Here is a 23,275-nt window from a genome sequence, read left to right as displayed (position 1 = left end):
AGCATGACACCGGGACTGGAAGATATATGACGTTCGTTTTGAAAAGCGCGGCATCCGCATTGGCAATTTCCTGTGGCGTGGCAGTTATGAGTGCCGCACCCGCGCATGCCTATACACTGATGGACATGCTGCGCGGCGACAGGCAGCGGAGCCAAAGCACTATCTTCATGGATCAGGCGCCCGGCCGTCCGGTGCCGCGTGGCGCGGTCGGCGGTTCGCTCGGCGGGCTCGATCCGGAAGCGCCGCTGCCAAAGGTGAGCGGTCCACGTTATTATACCTATAAAGCCGAGACGCTGCAGTTTGTCGATACCAGCAAGTTTGCCGATCCTGTCGTCACCGGCGCGGTCGCTGATGTTTCGGCAAGCGGCGATGCCAGCGCTGAACCCGCCGTGCAGCGCCGTTTTCTGGCGCAGGCCAAGGTGCGCGCCAATGCTGACGTCGCCAAGGCGCTCGAAGCCTATTACGCCGACAGCGGCAACCCGCTCGTCTGGGTCGAAGGCAGCCAGATCAACGAACGTGCGAAGTCAGCGATGGCGGCCCTTGCCGATGCTGCTTCCGTCGGTCTCGACCCTGCCGACTACGCCGTCCAGACGCCTAATATCGATCCGGCCAATCCCGATCCCGCCGCCCGCGACCGGGCGCTGACGCAGTTCGAGCTCGAACTCTCCGCCAAGGTGCTCGCCTTCGTGCAGGACACGGTGCGCGGCCGCATCGATCCGAACAAGATTTCCGGCTATCACGACTTCCAGCGCAAGGTGGTCAATCTGGCGCCGGTGCTGAAACTTGCCCGCATGAGCCCGGATGCCGGCGCCTATATTGCCAGCCGGTCGCCCGATGGTCCGCAGTTCGAGGCGCTGAAGGCGGAGCTTGCCAAGCTGCGCGCCGCCGACGGCGGCAGTGAGGAGCAGATCGTCATCTCGCTCAGCGGGCTGCTGAAGCCCGGCGACAGCTCGCCCGAGATCGCCAATATCGTCAAGGCGATCGGCAAACACGGCTCCGAAACGCTGAAGACCGACCACGCGGCAACGCTTGCCGCCTATGCCGGCGGCAGCGACTATTCGCCCGAGATCGTGGCGCTGGTCGAGGGCTTCCAGAAGGAACGCGGGCTCAAGGCCGACGGCGTCATCGGCCAGGCGACGGTGCGCGCGATGACCGGCGGCGATAGCAATGCCTCGAAGATCGACAAGCTCGATGTCGCGATGGAGCAGGCGCGCTGGCTGCCGGAGGACCTCGGTTCCCGCTACGTGATGATCAACCAGCCGGCCTTCATGGCTTACTACCACAATGACGGCAAGGAACAGCTGTCGATGCGCGTTGTGGTCGGCGGCAAGAACAATCAGACCTATTTCTTCGACGACGAGATCGAGACGGTCGAGTTCAACCCGTTCTGGGGCGTGCCGCAGTCGATCATCATCAACGAGATGCTGCCGAAGCTGCGCTCGGATCCGAACTATCTCGACCAGCTCGGCTATGAGGTCGAGGTGAACGGCCATGCCGTCGCCTCGTCGAGCGTCGACTGGTACGGCTCGACCGACAATGTGTCGGTGCGCCAGCCGCCGAGCAGCGACAATGCGCTCGGCGAACTGAAGATCCTGTTCCCGAACAGCCACGCGATCTATATGCACGACACACCGTCGAAGAGCTTCTTCAAGCGCGATATGCGGGCTCTCAGCCACGGTTGCGTTCGCCTGTCCAATCCGCGCGCGATGGCAGCCGCCGTTCTCGGCACGACGGTCGACGATGTCGCCAAGCAGATCGCCACCGGGCAGAACCATGCGGTAAAGGTGCCGCAGAAGATCCCCGTTTACGTCTCCTACTTCACCGCCTGGCCGAACAAGGACGGCGTGGTGGAATATTTCGACGACGTCTATGGCCGCGACGCCTATGTCGACAAGGCTTTCGACGCGACGAGTAAGGCGCGTGGGGCGCAGATCTGATTATCGGATTTGATGGCTATGCGGGCGGGCGGTCTTTGGGCCGCCCGTTTTGTTTTTGGCGGCGCGCACGAAACAATGTAGAGGGGCGTGCGTGTGGCACCCCCCTCTGTCCTGCCGGACATCTCCCCCACAAGGAGGGAGATTGGCTGGGAGCGCCGGTCTCGCAAACAATCGGCGCCGCAAACTGCGCAACGTTAGTGATGTGCGAAGGTTCGGCCTCTGTCCGATCTCCCCCCTTGTGGGGGAGATGTCCGGCAGGACAGAGGGGGGGCCTCACGGCGCAACAGAAGGCGAGGAAGACTCCAACCTCAGACCACAACCTTCTCCGCATACTCCTGCAACAACCTCTCCAGCAGTTCCGGCGTCAACTCATCGAAATGCATGATGATATGGTCAGGGTTCAGCGTGCTCACCGGCACATCGGAATAGCCGAAAGGTACGGCGATCGACGGCACGGCGGCGTTCCTTGCCACGGCGATATCGTTGATGCTGTCGCCGATCATCACGGTTCGGGAAATATCGCCGCCGGCGCGCTCGACGGTTCCGGTAAGGTGGCGGGCGTCGGGCTTGCGGTATTCGAAGGTGTCGCCGCCCGATATGGCGTCGAAATAATGGGTCAGGCCGAGTTTGTCGAGCAGACCGAGCGCGAGGCTCTCCATCTTGTTGGTGCAGACGGCGAGCCGGTAGCCGGCGGATTTCAGCCGGTCCATCGCGGCGACCAGGCCGGGATAGGGTTCGGTGCGCCCGGGCATGTTGCCGGCATAGTGGGCGACGAAGCGCTCGACCAGGGCTGGCAGGGCGTCGCCTTCGAGCGGATGGCCGCGCAGCCGGCAGGCGCGCTCGATCATCACGCGCGCGCCCTGGCCGACGAGATGGGTGAGGTCGTCATAGCTGACCGGTTCGAGGCTGAGGGCGGCGATCGTATGGTTGAGGCTTTCGACCAGGTCCGCGTGGGTGTCGAGAAGGGTGCCGTCGAGATCGAAGACGATAAGCGCCGGGCGAACGGGGGCAGGGGTCAAGGGCTTGCCTCTTTGAGCGATGAGTCATTCAGGGGAGCAATGGATCCTTCCAGGGCAACGAACGTCTTCTTGGGAACGATCGATGGCCCCTGGAATGAGATGTCGTTCCTGAGGTAGGCGATCACGCTTGGGAAAGCAACGTCCTGTGTTGGTTGGGGGGCCGCAGGCATTTGTTTCGGCTTTTCATTTTCCGTGATGATTTTGACTTTCGTTTGCCAGGCGAGCCGTGTAAACAGCACATCCAACGCAATAATCGGAGCTGGCGGCGCATGGATGCCCGCGAAATGAAGATCAAGGCCGCCGAGGCCGCACTCGCCCATGTCGAAAGCGGAATGCGCCTCGGCATCGGCACGGGCAGCACGGCGGAAGAATTTGTCCGCCTGCTGGCGGAGAAGGTCGCGGGCGGCTTCAGGGTCGAAGGCGTTCCGACGTCTGAAAGAACGGCGCGGCTCTGCGTCGAACTCGGTGTTCCCTTGAAGTCGCTCGATGAACTGCCGGCACTCGATCTGACGATCGACGGCGCCGACGAGGTCGATCAGGCGCTGAGGCTGATCAAGGGCGGCGGCGGCGCGCTGCTGCGCGAAAAGATCGTCGCGGCCGCTTCCGAGCGGATGATCGTCATCGCCGACGAGAGCAAGCTGGTCGAGACGCTCGGCGCCTTCGCGCTGCCGATCGAGGTTAACCCGTTCGGGCTCGTCTCGACGCGGATCGCGATCGACAAGGTCGCGGCCCGGCTCGGTCTTTCCGGCGAACTCACCCTGCGCCAGTCCGGTGACGGAGAGTTTACCACGGATGGCGGCCATCACATCATCGATGCATCTTTTGGCCGCATTCCTGATGCAGAGGCGCTTTCGAGCGAGCTGAATTCCATACCCGGCGTCGTCGAACACGGGCTCTTTATCAATATGGCGGCACTTGCGATCATTGCCGGTCCTGCGGGTGCGCGCACACTGCAGAAAAACAGATAACAGGAGCATACACTCATGATGAACATTGCAGGTCTTGGCCGTCTTGCTGCTGCGACCGTCGTTCTTTCCGGGCTTGCCTTCGGCTCCGCCGTCAAGGCGCAGGAGGTCTCCGAGGAGCAGTTGAAGGCGTCTCGCGCGGCGATCGACGCCATCGGTGCCACGGCCCAGTTCGACAACATTCTGCCCGGTCTCGCCGAACGCCTGAAGGCCGGCCTGATCCAGGATTCTCCGAACTACCAGGACGTCATTTCGTCGACGGTCGACGCGCAGGCGCTGGCGCTGGCGCCGCGCCGCGGCGATCTCGAGAAGGAAGCGGCGCTAACCTATGCCAAGACCTTCACCACCGACGAACTGAAGGCGATCGCCGATTTCTATAATTCCGACGTCGGCAAGAAGCTGCTGCGCGACGGCCCGGTCGCTTCGCGCGAGACGGCGAAGGCTGCCGACATTTGGGCGCAGGGCATTTCCCGCGACCTGGAAAAGCAGAGCAATGCCGAGCTTTCCAAGGTCATCAAGGCGCCGCCGCCGGCAACCGACAGCCCGGCCGCTCCGGCTGCGGCTCCCGCTCCGGCTGCCCAGTAGTCAGGCCTGCCCCATCAAATTGCGAAAGCCCGGCATCGTCCGGGCTTTTTTGCTATGATGTGGCAAATGCTGTCGGCGAGGTTTCAGGGGTGACTGCCAACAGACCCGATCGTTCCAACGCTGTCCGAGTGCGGATATCCGGCAAGGTCCAGGGTGTCGGCTTTCGCATGTGGACGCGCAAGGAGGCGGTACGGCTGGGTTTGACGGGCTGGGTTCGCAATGAAGAGGACGGGGCCGTCGTCGCTTTGATCGCAGGACCCGATACCGCCATCTCGACAATGATCGAACGTTTCAGCCGCGGACCGGCGGGGTCGTCGGTCACAGGTGTCGAGACTGATGCAGTCGAGCTTGAGACGAGCCTGACGGATTTCAGCATCACCGGTTGAAAGCGGCAATCCGCCGAGGGACGCGCATATCAGATGCGGCCGGCGCTCAGCCCCAATCCTTCGAGCTCTTGGCCAGTTGCCACTCGCCCGTTTCATCCGGCTCGACGCGCTTGTTGCCGCGGTAGAAGATCGGCAGTCCTGTTTTCTTGTCCATCGCGAAACGGCTCGGCGTGAATTTTTCGCCCTCGTGGCCTTGGATGGCGAGACCGAGCGCTTCCTTGAATTTGCCAGCCTTGCACAGGTTGGTGAAGAGAGTCTGATCCATCTTTTGCTCCGGCTTCTTTTCTACTGCGTGGATTGCCTGCCAGCCTCAGGCGCCGGGGTCAACCGTAAACGGTGACTGGGGTCAACCGTTTGGCGGGAAGATTCGGCCGGGGAACGGGATGATGCAAGGACGGGCTTTTGTTTTCAGGGCGATCGCCCCTATATCAGCAACATCCTTCCTGCGATTCCCTTCCGGAGTTCCTCATGTCTTCCTACGACTACGACCTTTTCGTCATCGGCGGCGGTTCCGGAGGTGTGCGCGGTGCGCGTGTCGCCGCCTCGCTCGGCAAAAAAGTGGCGATCGCCGAGGAATACCGCTACGGCGGCACCTGCGTCATCCGCGGCTGTGTGCCGAAGAAGCTCTTCGTCTATGCCTCGCAGTTCCACGAGCATTTCGAGGATGCGGCAGGTTTCGGCTGGACGGTTGGCCAAAGCAGCTTCGACTGGAAGAAGCTGGTGGCCGCCAAGGATGCCGAAATCACCAGGCTGGAAGGCCTCTACAAGAAGGGGCTTGCGGGCGCCAAGGCCGAGATCCTGGAAACGCGCGCCGAACTCGTCGACGCCCATACGGTGCGGCTTACGAAAACAGGGCAGACGGTGACGGCAAAGACGATCGTGATCGCCACCGGCGGGCGACCGAACCCGCACGCAGCCCTTCCCGGCCACGAGCTCTGCATCTCCTCCAACGAGGCCTTTCACCTCGAAGACTTGCCCAAATCGATCGTAATCGCCGGGGGCGGCTATATCGCCGTCGAATTCGCCAATATCTTCCATGGCCTCGGCGTCGAGACGACGCTGATCTATCGCGGTGCCGAGATCCTGTCGCGCTTCGACGAGGATCTGAGGCGCGGGCTGCATGAGGCGATGGTCGCCAAGGGCATCCGTATCCTCTGCCACGACACGATGCAGAAAGTTTCGAAGCGGCAGAACGGGCTCGTGGTGGAGACGCTGAACAGCGGCACGCTGCAGACCGATGTCGTCATGCTGGCGCTCGGGCGCGATCCGAACACGGAAGGCCTCGGCCTCGAGGCGGCCGGCGTCGCCGTCGACGAACGCGGCGCCATTATCGTCGACGAATATTCCCGCACCAATGTCGAGAACATCTACGCCCTCGGCGATGTCACCAACCGGGTACAGCTGACGCCGGTGGCGATCCACGAGGCGATGTGCTTCATCGAGACCGAATACAAGAACAATCCGACCCGGCCGGACTACGAGCTGATCCCGACCGCCGTCTTCTCGCAGCCGGAGATCGGCACCGTCGGCCTCTCGGAAGAAGAGGCGGGCAAGCGTTTTGCTGAGCTTGAGGTGTATCGGGCACAGTTCCGGCCGCTGAAGGCCACGCTTTCCGGCCGGGCCGAACGGATGATCATGAAGCTGATTGTCGATACGGCGAGCCGCGTGGTGGTGGGCGCCCATATTCTCGGCCATGATGCCGGCGAGATGGCGCAGCTGCTCGGGATCACGCTGAAGGCCGGCTGCACCAAGGACGATTTCGACCGGACGATGGCGCTGCATCCGACAGCGGCCGAAGAGCTCGTCACCATGTATGCGCCGAGCTATCGCATCCGAGACGGGCAGCGCGTCTGAGCCCTCCGGTCATGCTCAGCTGGTGATGCGCGGTGCGCGGATGACCTTGAGGAAAAGCGCCTTCATCGCATCGGCGATGCCTTCGGTCGGCGTCACCTCGAAATAGAGGCCGGGCGAGGCGCATGCCTGCATCCTCGTCGGGATTTCGCTCTGGAAGGGCTTGATCCAGGTATTGTACCAGTTGTTGCTCGGCAGCGGCAGATAGGTGGTATAGAGCACGGCGATCTTGACGCCGCGGTCCTTCAGCGGCTTGCAGAAAGAGGTGTCGATCGGCTCCTGGCAGCGGCCGCCCGTCGTCTTCTTGGTGCATGAGGTCGGCTTGTAGCTGTCACCGACGCCGTCGGCGACGAAGAACAGGATCTTTTCGGGGCTGGTGTTCGACGTACCATCGCCGGCCGGATCGACGATCGTGTTCATCTGTGTCATGGCGCTGTCGAAGCTGGTGAGTTGGTCCTGGTTGTAGTTCTGGTAGGGAATGGTCATCAAGTCGACGGCGTCGGTGTAATTCTTCACTTTCGTCAGATCGGAGGTGAGGCTGGAGATCGTCGTCAGTTTTGCGTCCTCGGCCTTGGTGCCGAAAGTATAGACGCCCATGCGGAACTGGTCGCTGCTGACGCGCTCGGTCTTGGCCGTATCGGTCAGCGCCTGGGTTGCCTGGCGCACCACGTCGATGCGCATGGCAACGCCGAGGCTCTTGGCGATGGTGTAGTTGTTGGTGGCCTGGTCCATCTGATGGCAGGCGAAGGCGCAGCCTGTCTTGGCCTCGAGCTTTGAAACGTCGCTCGGGGTCGCGCCGACGCCCATGGAGGGCGTATTGTCGAGCAGGATGTAGAAATCCATGAAGGCGGCGGTCTGGTATTCGGCTGTCGCCGTGCCGGAAATGGTAATCGAATCCCGGCCGAAAATACGCATGAAGGTCGTCGGCACGGTGGCGGTGAAGGAAACCTGCGAATTCAGCTTGTTGGCCGTTTTGGTGACGTCGATGCCGAGGTCGACGTGAACCTCGGACAGTTCTCCCGACACCTGAGACATGAAGATGTTGCGGGCATCGGTCTTGCCGAGCGAGATCGTGCCGTTGCCGCTCATCGTCATGGCGGTGGCGACCGCGCCGGATTTCTCGGCGATCGAGCCGACGGCGGCTGCATCGGCGGCGGCGTAAAGCTGCGTCCTCAGGCTCAGAGCATGGGCGAAATCCAACGCCATGCCGGCAGTGCCGAGAAGCGGCACCATCAGCAATGCCGTCATGATGCCGAAATTGCCCGAGCGGTCCGCTATGAAGCCGGGCGGAAGGATCGCCATGACATATCCCCAATGTTGAAATCCTTTGCGGTTCTACATTCAAAATCTAAAATATAGGGAAATCGACGTGGTATATGCTGGTTTAACGGTGGAATTGCCGGTTTTTGCTACCTATATGCGAGCTCTCGCCGACGGCGACAGGGCGGCAATCCCGCTTTGGGTGATTGGCCTTTGCAAGGCCGATCTAAACGTCTATAAGCCGCCGCAATCTAGGATACAGGCATCCCCGGGACGGGTGTGAGTGAGGTGAGTGACATGGCAGAAAATTGGACCCCGAGCAGCTGGCGGCAAAAACCGATCCTGCAGGTTCCCGATTATCCCGACGCAGCCGCTTTGGCGGCAACGGAAGCCACGCTCGCCAGCTATCCGCCGCTCGTCTTCGCCGGTGAGGCGCGCCGCCTGAAGAAGCATCTCGCCAATGTTGCCGAAGGCAACGGCTTCCTGCTGCAGGGCGGCGACTGCGCCGAGAGCTTCGCCGAACATGGCGCCGACAATATCCGCGACTTCTTCCGCGCCTTCCTGCAGATGGCCGTCGTGCTGACCTTCGGCGCGCAGCTGCCGGTCGTCAAGGTCGGCCGCATTGCCGGCCAGTTCGCCAAACCGCGTTCGTCGAATGTCGAGAAGCAGGGCGACGTGACGCTGCCGGCCTATCGCGGCGACATTATCAATGGCATCGAGTTCACCGAGGAGTCGCGCATTCCGAACCCGGAACGCCAGGCCATGGCCTACCGCCAGTCGGCTGCGACGCTGAACCTTCTGCGCGCCTTCGCGATGGGCGGTTATGCCAATCTCGAAAACGTGCACCAGTGGATGCTCGGCTTCGTCAAGGACAGCCCGCAGGGCGAGCGTTACCGCAAGCTTGCCGACCGCATCAGCGAAACCATGGATTTCATGAAGGCGATCGGCATCACTTCGGAAAACCATCCGAGCCTGCGCGAGACCGATTTCTTCACCAGCCATGAGGCGCTGCTGCTCGGCTACGAAGAAGCGCTGACCCGCGTCGATTCCACCTCGGGCGACTGGTATGCAACATCCGGCCACATGATCTGGATCGGCGACCGCACGCGCCAGGCCGACCATGCGCATGTCGAATATTGCCGCGGCATCAAGAACCCGATCGGCCTGAAATGCGGCCCGTCGCTGCAGGCCGACGATCTGCTGCAGCTGATCGATATCCTGAATCCGGCTAACGAAGCTGGCCGTCTGACGCTGATCTGCCGCTTCGGCCATGAAAAGGTCGCCGAAAACCTGCCGCGGCTCATCCGCGCCGTCGAGCGCGAAGGCCGCAAGGTCGTCTGGTCCTGCGACCCGATGCACGGCAACACGATCACGCTCAACAACTACAAGACCCGGCCCTTCGAGCGGATCCTGTCGGAAGTCGAAAGCTTCTTCCAGATCCACCGGGCCGAAGGCACGCATCCCGGCGGCATTCATGTCGAGATGACCGGCAAGGACGTGACGGAATGCACCGGCGGCGCCCGCGCCGTCACCGCCGACGACCTGCAGGATCGCTACCACACCCACTGCGACCCGCGCCTCAACTCCGACCAGGCGCTCGAGCTTGCCTTCCTGCTCGCCGAGCGCATGAAGGGCGGCCGCGACGAGAAGCGTATGGTCGCCAACGGCTGATAGCAGCCCGAAACGGATGACGAAAAACCCGGCGCGACGCCGGGTTTTTATTTAGTTTCATATACTCGCCTGAACGCTGTGCAGGTTGGCATAAACACCGCCTAGCGCCATAAGGTCGTCATGCGTGCCCTGTTCGACGATGCCGTCACCCGTCAGGACCAGGATGCGATTGGCATGGCGGACGGTGGACAGGCGGTGGGCGATGACCAGGGTGGTCCGGCCGTTCGCCAGGCTGAGCAGCGCCTGCTGCACCGCCCATTCGCTCTCATTGTCGAGCGCGCTGGTCGCCTCGTCGAAAATCAGGATTTCCGGATTTTTCAAGAAGGCGCGGGCGATGGTGATGCGCTGGCGCTGGCCGCCCGAGAGCTTGACGCCGCGCTGGCCGATATCGGTATCATAGCCATTGGGCAGGGCCATGATGAAGTCGTGCGCATTGGCGGCGCGGGCGGCCGCTTCGAGCTCCGCATCTGTCGCATCCGGCCTGCCGTAGCGCAGGTTTTCCGCAACGGTGCCGGCAAAGAGATAGATATCCTGCTGCACCACCCCGACATGACGTCGGAGCGAAGCTAGCGTGACGTTTCTTACATCGGTGCCGTCGATACGGATCGCGCCCGCCTCGACATCGTAGAAGCGCGGGATCAGTGCGCAAAGCGTGCTCTTGCCGACTCCCGAAGGTCCGACCAGGGCGACGAACTCCCCAGGGGCGATGGTAAGTGACAGCCGCTCCAACACCCTGGGACCATCGGCTTCATAACCGAAGGCGACGTCGGAAAAACTGATCTCGCCTCGCGGCGCCGGCATCGGACGCGCGTCCGGCCGATCGGTGATATCGGGAGCGATCTCCAGGATTTCCATGGCTCGGATGAAGCCGGTATAGCCCTCCTGCCAGAGGCGCACGAAATTGGCGAGCCGCTGCACCGGATCGACGAGCACGGCGACGCAGAGCAGGAAGGTCAGCATATCGGGGACGGTGAGTTCCGTTGCCAGGATGCGCAGGCCGCCGACGACAATGACCAATATAGTGATGAGCTGGGCGAAGGTTTCGGTGCCGACCGAAAACCACGCTTCGCTGCGGTAGCCATCGGCGCGGCTTTGCAGGAAGCGCCGGTTCTGCTCGGCGAAACGTTGCCGTTCCAGCGCCTCGTTGGCGAAGGACTGGACGACGCGAATACCCGCCAGCGCATCCTCGACACGCTCGTTGACCGCGGCGATCTGCCGTTTGCTGGCTTCGAGCGCATGGTTCATGCGCCGGTTGAAATAGAGCGCATAGGCGACTGCGACCGGAGTGAGCAGCAGGATGAGGGCAGCCAAGGGCGGGTCGATGAAGAACAGCACCAGCATGGCCCCGCCATATTTCAGCACGGCGATGAAAAGATCTTCGGGGCCATGGTGAAAGAGCTCTCCCAGCCACAGGCTATCGTTGGTGATGCGGCTCATCAGCTGGCCGGTACGCTGGCGGTCGTAGAAACTGAAGGAGAGCTTCTGGCAATGCTCGAAGAGTTCCTGCCGGACCGTCGCCTCGATGCGGGCGCCCATGACGTGGCCGCGATAATCGACGAAGAAGATGGCGACCATCTGCACCGCCAGAACGGCCAGCATGACGCCGCCCATCGCCAGGATGTGTGCGAAGGCCTGCGGGGCGTCGGCTAGGGCCAGAAGCCGGCTGGTGACGACATTGGCGCAGAGCGGCAGGGCGACCGCCGTGCCGGCGACGAGGATGGCACAAAGCAGATCCGCCAGCAGCAAAGGCAGGTGCGGGCGATAGTAGGACAGGAATTTGCGCATACGCGACCAGCGCCGGCCGCGGTCGGCGGCATTCGCATCGTCGCGGAAGAATTTCAGGAAGCGGTTACGGTGTCGCGAGCTTTTCCTCGCGCGGGAGAACGAAATGTTCATGAAGCTGATTGTCCTTGTGGGGGATTTTTCCTTTCTGTTTGGACAGGGTCGCTTTCATGTCAGTCTCCCGGCGGTTGAATAAATTGAGCCTATAGTATCACCCAGAACGGCGTTCGGTTCAACGCGGTGACGCGAGGAGATGGCCCGGTGTTGTCGACGGGCAACAGCGAGGAGTCGGGGGACGCTTGGGTCGGTGCTGACATTGAGCCTGCACCTTCAAGATTTCTGATCATTCGTTCAGGCGAATGGATTTGACGACAGGGCCGAGTGGCCGCACCTTCTCGACGAGCCAGGAGAGAGCGATCATGAGCACACAACACACCGGTGGCTGCCTTTGCGGGGCCGTACGATTTTCAATTCGAGGGAAGCTCGGGCCTGTCGTCGGTTGCCACTGTTCGCAATGCCGCCGGCAGACGGGTTTTTATTATGCCGCGGTCAACGTGCCGCGCACGTCGCTTTCGGTGGAAGAGGAAGGCGTCGTGCGTTGGTATCGGTCGAGCCAAGAGGCGCAACGCGGCTTCTGCTCGAATTGCGGCTCGGCGCTGTTCTGGCAAGGCGATGAATCGCCTGAGATTTCAATTCTGGCCGGGGCTTTCGACGAACCCACCGGCCTTGCCTTCAGCCATCATATCTACTGCGCCGACAAGGGCGATTTCTACGAGATATCGGATGGGCTGCCCCAATATGACAGGTATCCCGTCTAGCCTTTGGCAGAAAGCGCAGCACTCAGGCGGGCCACATCCTCGCGCAGCGCCGTCAGTTCGGTCAGCACGCTCATGTCGATCTTCTGGTGCAGGGAGAGCACTTCGAGCTCGGCCTTGAGGTTGACTTCGTAATCCTTGGCAGCCTCGAAGCGATCGCGTTCGGCTTGGCGGTTCTGGGACATCATGATGATGGGCGCCTGGATGGCGGCAAGCATCGACAGAATGAGGTTGAGGAAGACGAAGGGGTAGGGGTCGAAGGCGCCGGTCGCCAGGATGATGGTGTTGATCAGCGTCCAGACGACGAGAAAGGCGAGGAAGGCGATGATGAAGGACCAGGAGCCGCCGACGCGGGCGATGCCGTCGGCGACACGCTCGCCGAATGACGCCTCGGCGGAGAAGGCGGCATTGACGTCGGTCGAAATGATCTTGCGCGCGTGCGCTTTCGCCAGCACGCGCTTCTCGATTGCGCCGAGCTCTTCGGCTGGCTTGTCGAAATGATGGTGCACGAAATTCGAAAAGTTATTCATGGCCGTGTTTCCGATGCTGTCGCTTTCGGCGCAGTATTCCGCTCCGTCCATAAATTGCAATGTGTATCGAGCCCCGCGGCGCTCTGGCGCACCTTCATAAAAATTTCGTCCCCGGCGGGTGGCGCTTTCGCAGCGAACATGTTGCCGTTGCGGAAGCTGCAGGCTAAATAAATGACATGACACAGGAAAACGCTCTCTCTGATATATTCCGTATCGCCATCGGCCAGCTCAATCCCACGGTTGGCGATGTCGCAGCCAATCTCGCCAAGGCGCGTGAGGCGCGTGCCGACGCTGCCCGGGAGGGCGCGCATCTGCTCGTCCTGACCGAGCTTTTCATCTCCGGCTATCCGCCTGAAGATCTGGTGTTGAAGCCGGCCTTCATCCGCGCCTGCTGGAAGGCGATCGAGAGCCTGGCGGCCGATACCGCCGATGGTGGGCCGGGCGTCATCATCGGTTTTCCCCGGCAGGACGAGGCCGGGCGCTACAACTCCGTTGCCGTGCTCGACGGCGGCAAGGTGATCGCCGTGCGCGATAAGGTCGATCTGCCGAATTACGGCGAATTCGACGAAAAGCGCGTTTTCCATCAGGGTGCCATGCCGGGGCCGGTGAATTTCCGCGGCATCAGGATCGGTATTCCGATCTGCGAGGATATCTGGGGCGATCTCGGCGTTTGCGAGACGCTGGCCGAAAGCGGCGCCGAGATCCTGCTGTCGCCGAACGGTTCGCCTTATTATCGCGGCAAGGTCGATATCCGCCATCAGGTCGTGTTGAAGCAGGTTATCGAGACCGGCCTGCCGCTGGTCTATGCCGCCCAGCTCGGCGGCCAGGACGAGCTTGTCTTCGACGGGGCGAGCTTCGCCTTCAACGCCGACAAGTCGCTCGCCTTCCAGATGAGCCAGTTCGAGACCGCGCTTGCGGTGACCACCTGGAAGCGCGGCGCGGCCGGCTGGCATTGCGCCGAAGGGCCGATGGCGCATATCCCGGAAGGCGAGGAGGCCGATTACCGGGCCTGCCTGCTCGGCTTTCGCGACTACGTCAACAAGAACGGCTTCAAGACCGTCGTGCTCGGGCTTTCCGGCGGCATCGACTCGGCAATCTGCGCGGCAATCGCCGTCGATGCGCTCGGCGAAGAGCGGGTGCGCACCGTCATGCTGCCCTACCGCTATACCTCCGAGGATTCGCTGAAGGATGCCGCCGACTGCGCCAAGGCGCTCGGCTGCCGTTACGACATCGTGCCGATCGAAGAGCCGGTGACGGGTTTCAGCAGCGCGCTCGCCAGCCTTTTCGAGGGAACGGACAGCGGCATAACCGAGGAGAACCTGCAGAGCCGGGCGCGCGGCGTCATCCTGATGGCGATCTCCAACAAGTTCGGCTCGATGGTGGTGACGACGGGCAACAAGTCGGAAATGTCGGTCGGCTACGCCACGCTCTACGGCGACATGAACGGCGGCTTCAATCCGATCAAGGACCTCTACAAGATGCAGGTCTATGCGCTGTCGCGCTGGCGCAACGAGAATGTGCCGCCCGGCGCGCTCGGTCCTTCCGGCGAGGTGATCCCGCGCAATATCATCGACAAGGCGCCATCGGCCGAACTGCGTCCCGACCAAAAGGATCAGGATTCGCTGCCGCCCTATCCGGTGCTCGACGATATTCTCGAATGCCTTGTCGAAAAGGAGATGGCGGTCGAGGAGATCGTCGCGCGCGGCCATGACGTCGCCACCGTTCACCGCGTGGAGCACCTGCTCTATCTCGCCGAATACAAGCGCCGCCAATCGGCGCCGGGGGTGAAGATCACCAAGAAGAATTTCGGGCGCGACCGGCGCTATCCGATCACCAACCGGTTCCGGGATCGTTAGCGCAATCGGGATTGCTGACGGCGTCGGGATTGCTAGCGCAATCGGGATATAAGGGAGGCAGTCATGCGCAGTTCGGTCGAGATCTACAATGTCAGAACGGGCAGGGCCCGCGAAGTCTGGCAGACGGACAGGCTGGTCGAGGCGCCGAACTTCTCGCCTGACGGTTCCTACTTGCTCTTGAACGGCGACGGTCTGCTCTACCGGCTGCCGCTCGATGGTGGCGACGTCACCCAGGTCGATACCGGCTTTGCCGTCAACTGCAACAATGATCACGGCATTTCGCCGGATGGTACCCAGATCGTCATCTCCGACAAGACCGAATTCGGCAAATCGACGATCTATGTGCTGCCGGTCGAGGGCGGCAGGCCGCGGCTCGTCACCCAGAACCAGCCCTCCTATTGGCACGGCTGGTCGCCGGATGGGCGTCAGCTGGCTTATTGCGGCATTCGCGACGACCTCTTCGATATCTATACCATCTCCGTCGAGGGCGGCGTCGAGACGCGGCTGACGCATGGCGAGGGCCGCAACGACGGACCGGATTATTCCGCCGACGGCCAATGGATCTATTTCAATTCCAGCCGCACCGGGCTGATGCAGATCTGGCGCATTCACCCCGACGGCACCGGGCTCGAGCAGGTCACCTCGGACAATCAGGGCAACTGGTTCGCCCATCCGTCGCCCAAAAACGACAAGGTGCTGATCCTGTCCTACGACCCCTCGGTTTTCGACCATCCGCGCGATCTCGACGTGCGGCTGCGGCTGATGGATATGGACGGCGGCAATCTGAAGACGCTGTTCGAGCTGTTCGGCGGGCAGGGCACGATCAACGTGCCCTGCTGGTCACCGGATGGTGATGAATTTGCTTATGTCAGATATTTCCCGGTGAGGTTTTGAGAGCCGCGCACCGCCATTTGATGAGGGGGCGGTAGCATGACGGCTTTGCGGCTTCACTGTAGACGTTGCGTATCAAGCATGATCGGGAAAGCTGTGATCAAAACTGCAGCGAAAAATGGAATGAAAGCAATTATAGCCACACTCGTCTTTTCGTGCTCAGTCGCATGGGTGAGTTTGGCCGCTGCAGAAACGGTCAAAATATTGGTCGCGGGCGGAGAGGTCGCGCCGTCCAACATGGGCGACCAAATTATGCTAACTCTTACGCTGGCCAGCTCGAAGGATTTGTCAAAATTCACCCGGCGCCAGGTCGGTACGGACATAGATGTCCTAGTCAACAAAAACGTTGTCTCATCGCCGCATATCATGGACCCGCTTCTATTTTTCGGAAAACCGCTCCAGATTCCAATACCTGCAAATGCCACGCGTACTGAAAGCAAGGAAACAATCGACAAGCTAGTTTCCGGAACCTCGATCCTTGAACTCAGATCCCGTGACGGTCAATAGGTAAAGGCGGCACTATCAGGGCAATCGCTTCAGGTTACTGAGGGGTCAATTCTGGCGGCCTTTGGTTGATCCTGCGCCGGCGATGTCCAGCACTTCGTTAGCCGAAATTAACCTGAAGCGATCCCCCTGGCGGCACTATGAGAGGCGCTAGGGTAGGCCCGCCTTTGTTTAGCGTCTCGATCGCAATCGAGCGCGTTTTATCGAGGTCGGGCATCATGATAAAGCCTCACGCAATCGTTCTGAAATAGGCATTGGCCATAAATGGGGAAATCGATGCCGAATATGCCTGTAATTTCAGCTATGCGACTCCGTATGCAGATAGTTCTTGTACTGATGCTTTGCTTTCCAGGTATGGCAGCGGCAACGCCTCCCTGTCGCGGAAATACGCTGGCGAATGCCAAGATCGTGGTCGAGGCACGCGTGAAATCGCTCTCGATCGGAGAGTCCGGTCTGTTGCTCCCCCGAGATTTTCCGAAACGGATGATACGGGTCGACTTAGAGATCAAGAGGGTTATCAAGGGCGCCTTCACCGATAAGGAGGCGATATTGTATGGTGTCCCTTATCCTCCTCCGGAAAGGATGTTTGAGCTAAGCATAATGGCTTTGACAACTGGGATGGGTGGCCATGACACCTTTGAGTGGGAACTTTCGGCCAACAAAATAAACAGCGACGTGTCCTTCTTTTCATTGAACAATTGTAACTACTCAAAATTCCCCGATGAGCTTGACTTTTTACAGCAGCGCCGGCCTTGATGCCGGCCCAATCGTTCAGCTCTACGGGGTGTTCGACCTCGATCCAGTTGCCGGCACGAGCCCGAGCGTCGCCAGACCGACGGTGGCGGGCATGCACAGTGCGGCCATTCTCATAGAATCCGGTATGGCCGTTCGTCTCCGCCTGGTCGGCAGAGCGCCGAGGCTGTCGGAGCTATGAGCGAGGCCCATGATCTTCGCCTCTACCAGTAGAGGCAGATGGGACAGGGGGACACCCTCACCGCCCTGTGAATGGGCGGCGAGGTTTGTCTCGGGCAACTGATGCGGCCAATCAGGCAGCGACAGCTGCCTTGCGCCGCTCGCGGGCGGATTTTGCCAGGTCTTCCAGCGTCGTAATCGACATGTCCCAATCGATGCAGCCGTCGGTGATCGACTGGCCGTAGACCAGCGGCTTGCCGGGAATGAGATCCTGGCGGCCGGCGACGAGGTTGCTTTCGATCATCATGCCCTTGATGTCGCCGTTTCCGGCGGCGATCTGCGCGGCGACGGATTTGACGACGCGGGGCTGGTTCATCGGGTCCTTGCCGCTGTTGGCATGGCTGGCATCGATGAGGATGCGCGGGGCGACGCCGAGTTTGACGGCTTCGCTGGTGACCGCTTCGACATCGGTCGCCTCATAATTCGGCTGTTTGCCGCCGCGCAGGATGATGTGGCAGTCCTCGTTGCCCCTCGTCGAGGCGATCGCCGCCTGTCCGTCCTTGGTGACGGCGGGGAAATGATGCGGCTGCGAGGCGGCCAGGATCGCATCGAGGGCGACGCGGGCGCTGCCATCGGTGCCGTTCTTGAAGCCGATCGGGCAGGAGAGGCCGGAGGCGAGCTGGCGATGGATCTGGCTTTCGGTCGTGCGGGCGCCGATCGCGCCCCAGCTGACGAGGTCGGCGATATATTGCGGCGTGATCGTGTCGAGGAATTCGACACCGGCCGGAAGCTCCATGGCATTGATGTCGAGCAGTAGGCGTCTGGCAATCCTCAAGCCTTCCTCGATGCGGTAGCTGCCATCGAGATGCGGGTCGTTTATCAGTCCCTTCCAGCCGACTGTGGTCCGGGGCTTTTCGAAATAGACGCGCATGACGATTTCCAGATCGTCGGAGAAGCGCTGTCGCTGCTCCCGAAGCCGCGCGGCATAGTCCCGGGCGGCAACGGGGTCATGGATGGAGCAGGGGCCGATGACGACGACCAAGCGATCGTCGTCGCCCTGGAGAATTTTATGGATCGCATCGCGATTGCTGGTCACGGTCTCGGTGACAACAGCGTCGCGGTGGATTTCCGCAATGATATCGGCGGGTTTGGTCAGCGGGGTGATCTCGAGAATTCGCAGATCATCAATAGTATCGGACACGGTATGGCTCCTGTTTGGTCATACCCGCGCGGAACAAAAAAGCCGCCAGGTAGACTAGCGGCTGTTCGGGTTGTCGTCGCGTCGACTTCAGTTACGCATAGACCCGCATCCGCTCTGAGCAGCGGTACCAATAAAATCGCGAGGCGTAGATCGAAGTGGTCGACATCAGGCTGGTGTAGCGTCGCAATCGCGTGATGTCACGCGGAATTTGCGGCTTGAGAATCCGGCTGCTGCGGGACGACCAATCGCTCCCGCGGAGAGGCAACAAGCATATCGCCCGAAAGCGCGCTGCTTTCGGGCGATATGAACGCAGAATCTGAGATCAGAGAGCGTCGACGTTGACGCCGACGGTGATGGCGCCGATCGGCGTTCCCTTCTCGTCTGAAATCGTGACGCTTGCCTGCGACTGCAGCGTCTGGGTCGATTCGTCCTTTTCGATCTCATCGACGAAGACGGCGTCCTTGCCGGCACCGAAGGATTTCTGGAACTTGCCCTCGTCGCCCTGCCAGTAGTCGGAGGTGGGATCGCTTTGGCCGACATTCAGCCCCTTTGCATCCATGACGAAGATCTCGGCAATCTTGCCGTTGGACGCAGCCTTCTTTTCTTGCAGGAATTTCGACAGCGCATTGCCGAGCACGCCGTCGATCATCGAATGGTCGGAACCATCGACCTCGGCGCGCCACTTCTTGTCGAGGGCGTCGATATCGGACTGGCTGAGATTGGCGTTTGCGGCATTCTGCGCCTTGATGGCCTCGATGATCGCAAGGTCGTTCAGCCAGGGTTTGATGTCGCTCGTCACGTAGTCGGCGATCGGAGCAAGCTTCGCATCCTGCGCCATGGATACGCCCATAGGCATGGCGACTGCCGTACAGGCCAAAAGCAATGCGGTCATAACTTTCTTCATATCTGTTCCCTTCCCGATTTTTGGGTGTTGAGGATTAAAGGCTTATCGAACGAAGTTGGCGTCAGAACTCTTCCCAGGCGCCGGGAGAGGCGGCGACGGCGGCGTTACCCGCATGGCGCTGCGAAAAGCTCCTCTGTTCCGGGCGAGGTTGACGAACGGGTTGAGCGGATTTGGGCTGGCTGGCGGCAGAGACGGCGACGGTGAACCGGCCGGCCGCGTCCTGCAGAAGGCGTCCCTGCATGCGCAGTTCCTGGCAGGCCGCGTTGGTTTCCTCGACCATCGCCGCATTCTGCTGCGTCGCCTGATCCATCTGGTTGATCGCACCGTTGATTTCCTGCAGGCCCGTCGCCTGTTCGCGATAGGACTGGACGATCGAGGCGATGCTGTCGCTGATGCGGTTGATCTGCTCCTCGATCTTCAACAGGGCATCGCCGGTCTCGTTCACCAGCCCGACGCCGGCCGCCACTTCCTGGCCGGATACGTTGATCAGGTTCTTGATTTCCTTTGCCGCATTGGCGGAGCGCTGGGCGAGTTCCCGCACTTCCTGCGCGACGACCGCAAAACCCTTGCCGGCTTCGCCGGCGCGTGCCGCCTCGACGCCGGCGTTCAGCGCCAGCAGGTTCGTCTGGAAAGCGATTTCATCGATGACGCCGATAATGCGGCCGATCTGGCTCGACGAGGTCTGGATCCTGTCCATTGCTCCGATCGCATCGCGTACCACCGTTGCCGAGACATGGGCGCTGCGCTTGGTTTCCTCGACCAGCTTGCCGGCACTTTCGGCCCGCTCAGACGACGTTCTGACCGTGGTCGTCACCTCATCGAGGGCTGCGGCGGTCTGTTCGAGGGCGGCGGCCTGTTGCTCTGTCCGCCTGGCGAGCTGATCGGCGGAGGACGCCAGCTCGCTCGACCCGCCTTCAACCGCGACGGAGGCAGTCTTGATCTCCGTCAGCGCGGCGGCGACCGCCTGGACCATGTTGTTGAAATCCTGCCGCAATTTGTCGAACTCAGGACCGAGATCGGCGAGCTGTATCGAGAAATCGCCGGCGGCAAGCTTTTCCAATTCATTTGCTAGCGCTGTCATCACCAGCCGCTGAGCGTTGCTGGCCTCTTCCGTCAGCAAGGTGTTGCGTGCGCGTTCGGCGTCGAACGAGGCGCTCTGCTCGGCAGCGGCCTGCTCTCTTTCGATCTTGGCAATCGCCTCGTTGCGGAAAACTTCCAAGGCACGCGCCAGGAAGCCGATCTCATCGCCATTTTCCCGGTAGGTGACGGGAGAGGCCAGATCGCCTTTCTGCAAGGCGCTGATCCTTTCGCTGAGAATCCTGAGGGGCCGGCCGACGAGGCTGCGCATGGCGAGAAGAAAAGCGACAACGGCCATGGCGGTGATGACGAACTGCGTCAGCAGCGAAATCAGCACCTTCTGCTTGACTTCGGCAGCGATCTTTTCGATCGACCAGTTCGTCACCACGTAGCCGGTCGCCTTGCCGGCCTTATCCAGCGGAAGCGGCGCGATGATCGTCACGACGCCGGCAGATATCCCGCTGTCATCGATCGTGGTTTTTTCGGGTTTGGCGCTGAGGTCCTTTGCCAGATCGGCCGTTGCCGGCAAGCCGTCGATACCGTCGCGCGTCCACGTATCGACGGCGGCAGGTTCAGCGTTGAAGGCGGCAAACTGAACAAGGTCGAGCGAGGGATCGTCGCGGTAGAGCGAATAGGCCTCGCGAACGGCGTTCGCCTTGCCCCATTTCACGCCGCCGGCAGCCAGGGACGCAAACTGCTCGACATCCTTGGACCAGTTCGCCTTGGCGCCATCGATCAACGCCTTGGTTTCATACATCCATGTATAGGTGGCAAAGGCGGAAATGCCGCAGAGGTTGACGGCAACGATAATCGCCGCCAGCTTGGCTGTCAGGGGCATCGTTTTTAAAAATCGGAACATGCCGCGGGGGCCTCGAAACGCGGCTCAGTCGGAAATGGTCTCGACCGGCCTATCAACACGGGCATCCACGCTGGCGGTCGCAGCATGAGCACTCATGCCCATGTCCCCCTTGCGACCCAAAACGCGCAGACGCAGTGTGTCTGCGAGGTGTGAATAAATCATAAAGTGGAATGGGTGTCGGAGCGCATGCGTGTTATTTCGCTATCACGCGGGAGATCGGCTTCTCTCAGCTGTTTTCCGCGATCGCCTCTTCGACTTCGGCCTGCCGGTGTTTGCGGCGACGCGTCGTCAGCTCCGCGCCGGCATCGCGCGGCAGGCGCAGGAAGGTGATGCAGGCCAGGGCCGAAATTGCCGAGACGCTGAAGAAGGCGATGTGGAAATCCGAAACCAGCAGCCTGCCACCATGGAAGCTGCTGGAAATTTCAAGAATGCCGCCGGCGATCGCCACACCCATCGCCATGGAGATGCGCTGGGCCACGGCGTTGATTGCGGTCGCCTGACTGCTGTCGGCATCGTCGACATCGCCGAAGGCCATGGCGTTGACGCCCGAGAAAGCCATGGAGCGGAACAGACCGCCGATCAGCAGGCAGGCCATGATCAGGAACAGCGGCGTTTCGGCGGTGAACAACCCGTTGATGCCGAGAAAGATCGCCGCCAGCAAAGTGGTGATCGATATGACGGTGCGGAAGCCGAAGGCATTGAAGGTGCGCGAGGCGGCGAATTTCGATCCCATGGAGCCGAGCGCGCTGACGAAGGTGACCGAACCGGATTGCAGCGGCGTCAGGCCGAAGCCGAGTTGCAGCATGAGCGGCATCAGAAAGGGCAGGGCACCGAGCCCCATGCGGAAGTTCGAAGCGCCGAGGATCGCCGCCCGGAACAGGGGATAGCGGAACATTTTCGGATCGAGAAGCGGGTAGGCGGCGCGGCGGGCATGCAGGAGATAGAGGAGGCCGGCAAGGATGCCGATCGCAACCGTGACGTAGCCGTAGACGACGGGCACGGCCGGCAGGCTGATGACCGACAGGCCGAAGACGAAGCCGGAAAAGCCGATGCCGCAAAGGAAGAATCCGGGAAAGTCCATCGGCCGCGGACTGCGCGGCTCGATCGCCGGCAGGAAACGCGTGACGAGGATGATGCCGGCGACGCCGATCGGGACGTTTATCCAGAAGATCCAGTGCCAGGTGAGATAGGTGGTGAGGAAACCGCCGATCGGAGGTCCCATGATCGGGCCGATCAGGGCGGGAATGGTGAGCCAGGCCATGGCATTGACGAGTTCGTTACGCGGCGTTCCTCGGACCAGGAGCAAGCGGCTGACCGGCGTCATCATCGAGCCGCCGGCGCCCTGGATCAGCCGTGAGACGACGAAGGCCGCGATCGAATTGGAAAAGGCGCAGGCGACCGAGCCGATCATGAAGACGAAAATCGCCAGGCGAAAGACATTGCGTGCGCCGAAACGATCGGACATCCAGCCGCTGATCGGAATGAATATCGCCAGCGCCACGAGATAGCTGGTGACGGCGAGCTTCAACGCGACCGGCGAGGTGCCGATATCGGCTGCGATCGCCGGCAGGCTGGTGGCGATCACAGTCGAATCCATCTGTTCCATGAACAGGGCGACAGCAAGGATCATGGGCGTGAGGCGAGGCACGGGCAACCGGGATGCTGCAAGGGACTGCATGGTCCATACGCCTTCGGTGGCGACAAGGCCATGGAAACTGTCGATGAAGGGGTTTTCCTGGCCGCTTCAAACCGACGCGGGGCGGGCGGTGCGCCTCTCACCATCCCTTCACTGGCGATCGGGGGATTCGCAGTTTCGTCGCTTGCCCTCAACGGTCTATCGATAAACTCTCCTCCTTCATTCCTGTGCTCGTCACAGGAATCCAGCCACGGCGCGTCCGCGCCGTGAATGAATCAATACTTCAATAAAAAGAGCCTTTTGCGCCCAAGGATTTGGGCGCACTGGATTCCTGTGACGAGCACAGGAATGAGGAATGTGTAGCTCCACGTGGTTCCCGATTGCGACGTCGGAGCCACCTTGCCACCACCGCGCTTTCCTGAAATAGATGCGCCGTCAGGTGCCCGCCGGTGAGGCGGGAGAATCGGGAATCCGGTGCAAGACCGGAACGTGCCCAACGCTGTAAGGCCGACGCTGCCGCATCATTATGCCACTGGCTTTTGCCGGGAAGGCTGCGGCAGGCGGATGACGCCAAGTCAGAAGACCGGCCTGGCAAGATAGACCCAACCCGCGCGGACGGCGGGCGGTTGCGTTG

21 protein-coding genes and 1 riboswitch are annotated in these 23,275 nt (G+C 61.3%); of the genes, 10 read left to right on the top strand and 11 right to left on the bottom strand.

The genetic code is table 11. The annotated features are described in order from the left end of the window. The first annotated feature begins 26 nt into the window (after window positions 1–26). A complete protein-coding gene (locus CO666_RS15010; protein ID WP_097612889.1) occupies window positions 27–1,937 on the top strand; it encodes a L,D-transpeptidase family protein in 1,911 nt (636 codons plus the stop codon). A 308-nt stretch (window positions 1,938–2,245) separates the two neighbouring features. Here the strand turns inward: CO666_RS15010 and CO666_RS15000 are convergent, their stop codons facing one another. Both CO666_RS15000 and CO666_RS33660 read right to left on the bottom strand, forming a co-directional pair. Further along, entirely contained in the window at window positions 2,246–2,956 is a 711-nt protein-coding gene (locus CO666_RS15000; RefSeq protein WP_097612888.1) for an HAD family hydrolase, read from the bottom strand. After that, window positions 2,953–3,201: a hypothetical protein gene (locus tag CO666_RS33660; protein ID WP_143540311.1), complete on the bottom strand. Its 249-nt coding sequence runs from the start codon at window positions 3,199–3,201 to the stop codon at window positions 2,953–2,955. The genes CO666_RS15000 and CO666_RS33660 overlap by 4 nt, the downstream gene beginning before the upstream one ends. Before the next feature lie 24 nt (window positions 3,202–3,225). Here CO666_RS33660 and rpiA point away from each other — a divergent pair, with 24 nt between their 5' ends. From rpiA to CO666_RS14985, 3 genes are all read left to right on the top strand, one after another. Further along, window positions 3,226–3,924, top strand: a complete 699-nt coding sequence (rpiA, locus tag CO666_RS14995) for a ribose-5-phosphate isomerase RpiA (RefSeq protein ID WP_097612887.1) — start codon at window positions 3,226–3,228, stop codon at window positions 3,922–3,924. A 15-nt stretch (window positions 3,925–3,939) separates the two neighbouring features. Continuing rightward, entirely contained in the window at window positions 3,940–4,506 is a 567-nt protein-coding gene (locus tag CO666_RS14990) for a DUF2059 domain-containing protein (RefSeq protein WP_097612886.1), read from the top strand. Between the two features lie 89 nt (window positions 4,507–4,595). Continuing rightward, entirely contained in the window at window positions 4,596–4,892 is a 297-nt protein-coding gene (locus CO666_RS14985; RefSeq protein WP_097613047.1) for an acylphosphatase, read from the top strand. A gap of 46 nt (window positions 4,893–4,938) precedes the next feature. On the opposite strand, the gene CO666_RS14980 is transcribed toward CO666_RS14985, so the two are convergent. Further along, on the bottom strand, window positions 4,939–5,157 hold the full coding sequence (locus CO666_RS14980; RefSeq protein WP_097612885.1) for a hypothetical protein: 219 nt from the start codon (window positions 5,155–5,157) through the stop codon (window positions 4,939–4,941). Window positions 5,158–5,360: 203 nt separating this feature from the next. On the opposite strand from CO666_RS14980, the gene gor reads away from it, so the two are divergent. Beyond that, entirely contained in the window at window positions 5,361–6,746 is a 1,386-nt protein-coding gene (gene gor, locus CO666_RS14975; protein ID WP_097612884.1) for a glutathione-disulfide reductase, read from the top strand. A 15-nt stretch (window positions 6,747–6,761) separates the two neighbouring features. On the opposite strand, the gene CO666_RS14970 is transcribed toward gor, so the two are convergent. Beyond that, the gene (locus tag CO666_RS14970) at window positions 6,762–8,045 is read right to left on the bottom strand and encodes a TadE/TadG family type IV pilus assembly protein (protein WP_097612883.1); all 1,284 of its coding nucleotides are present in this window, start codon (window positions 8,043–8,045) and stop codon (window positions 6,762–6,764) included. A 255-nt stretch (window positions 8,046–8,300) separates the two neighbouring features. Here CO666_RS14970 and CO666_RS14965 point away from each other — a divergent pair, with 255 nt between their 5' ends. Next, on the top strand, window positions 8,301–9,674 hold the full coding sequence (locus CO666_RS14965; protein ID WP_097612882.1) for a class II 3-deoxy-7-phosphoheptulonate synthase: 1,374 nt from the start codon (window positions 8,301–8,303) through the stop codon (window positions 9,672–9,674). 57 nt (window positions 9,675–9,731) lie between these two features. Here CO666_RS14965 and CO666_RS14960 read toward each other — a convergent pair whose 3' ends face one another. After that, window positions 9,732–11,570 (bottom strand): ABC transporter ATP-binding protein, encoded by a 1,839-nt coding sequence (locus CO666_RS14960; RefSeq protein ID WP_097612881.1) that lies wholly within the window; start codon window positions 11,568–11,570, stop codon window positions 9,732–9,734. Window positions 11,571–11,875: 305 nt separating this feature from the next. Here CO666_RS14960 and CO666_RS14955 point away from each other — a divergent pair, with 305 nt between their 5' ends. Then, window positions 11,876–12,274: a GFA family protein gene (locus CO666_RS14955; RefSeq protein ID WP_097612880.1), complete on the top strand. Its 399-nt coding sequence runs from the start codon at window positions 11,876–11,878 to the stop codon at window positions 12,272–12,274. On the opposite strand, the gene CO666_RS14950 is transcribed toward CO666_RS14955, so the two are convergent. After that, on the bottom strand, window positions 12,271–12,801 hold the full coding sequence (locus CO666_RS14950; protein WP_097613046.1) for a DUF1003 domain-containing protein: 531 nt from the start codon (window positions 12,799–12,801) through the stop codon (window positions 12,271–12,273). The genes CO666_RS14955 and CO666_RS14950 overlap by 4 nt on opposite strands. A gap of 176 nt (window positions 12,802–12,977) precedes the next feature. On the opposite strand from CO666_RS14950, the gene CO666_RS14945 reads away from it, so the two are divergent. Beyond that, entirely contained in the window at window positions 12,978–14,657 is a 1,680-nt protein-coding gene (locus tag CO666_RS14945) for an NAD+ synthase (protein ID WP_097612879.1), read from the top strand. 63 nt (window positions 14,658–14,720) lie between these two features. Next, window positions 14,721–15,551, top strand: a complete 831-nt coding sequence (locus CO666_RS14940) for a TolB family protein (RefSeq protein ID WP_097612878.1) — start codon at window positions 14,721–14,723, stop codon at window positions 15,549–15,551. A gap of 53 nt (window positions 15,552–15,604) precedes the next feature. Here the strand turns inward: CO666_RS14940 and CO666_RS34170 are convergent, their stop codons facing one another. Beyond that, entirely contained in the window at window positions 15,605–16,003 is a 399-nt protein-coding gene (locus tag CO666_RS34170) for a hypothetical protein (protein ID WP_179869689.1), read from the bottom strand. A 325-nt stretch (window positions 16,004–16,328) separates the two neighbouring features. Between CO666_RS34170 and CO666_RS14930 the strand changes: the two genes are divergently transcribed. Continuing rightward, window positions 16,329–16,808, top strand: coding sequence for a hypothetical protein (locus CO666_RS14930; protein WP_245436792.1), 480 nt, complete (start codon window positions 16,329–16,331; stop codon window positions 16,806–16,808). Window positions 16,809–17,097: 289 nt separating this feature from the next. Here CO666_RS14930 and CO666_RS14925 read toward each other — a convergent pair whose 3' ends face one another. From CO666_RS14925 to CO666_RS14910, 4 genes are all read right to left on the bottom strand, one after another. After that, complete coding sequence (locus tag CO666_RS14925) at window positions 17,098–18,165, bottom strand: 3-deoxy-7-phosphoheptulonate synthase (RefSeq protein WP_097612876.1); 1,068 nt, start codon at window positions 18,163–18,165, stop codon at window positions 17,098–17,100. Between the two features lie 322 nt (window positions 18,166–18,487). Continuing rightward, on the bottom strand, window positions 18,488–19,069 hold the full coding sequence (locus CO666_RS14920) for a hypothetical protein (RefSeq protein ID WP_097612875.1): 582 nt from the start codon (window positions 19,067–19,069) through the stop codon (window positions 18,488–18,490). 61 nt (window positions 19,070–19,130) lie between these two features. Beyond that, a complete protein-coding gene (locus tag CO666_RS14915; RefSeq protein ID WP_097612874.1) occupies window positions 19,131–21,005 on the bottom strand; it encodes a methyl-accepting chemotaxis protein in 1,875 nt (624 codons plus the stop codon). Between the two features lie 226 nt (window positions 21,006–21,231). Continuing rightward, window positions 21,232–22,635, bottom strand: a complete 1,404-nt coding sequence (locus CO666_RS14910; RefSeq protein ID WP_097612873.1) for a DHA2 family efflux MFS transporter permease subunit — start codon at window positions 22,633–22,635, stop codon at window positions 21,232–21,234. Window positions 22,636–23,061: 426 nt separating this feature from the next. Next, a riboswitch (cobalamin riboswitch) is annotated at window positions 23,062–23,247 on the top strand. Window positions 23,248–23,275: the final 28 nt, after the last annotated feature.

Source organism: Rhizobium chutanense (assembly GCF_002531935.1).
In the GTDB taxonomy this organism is placed as follows: Bacteria; Pseudomonadota; Alphaproteobacteria; order Rhizobiales; family Rhizobiaceae; genus Rhizobium; species Rhizobium chutanense.
This window is presented reverse-complemented; position numbering and strand designations above follow the sequence as displayed.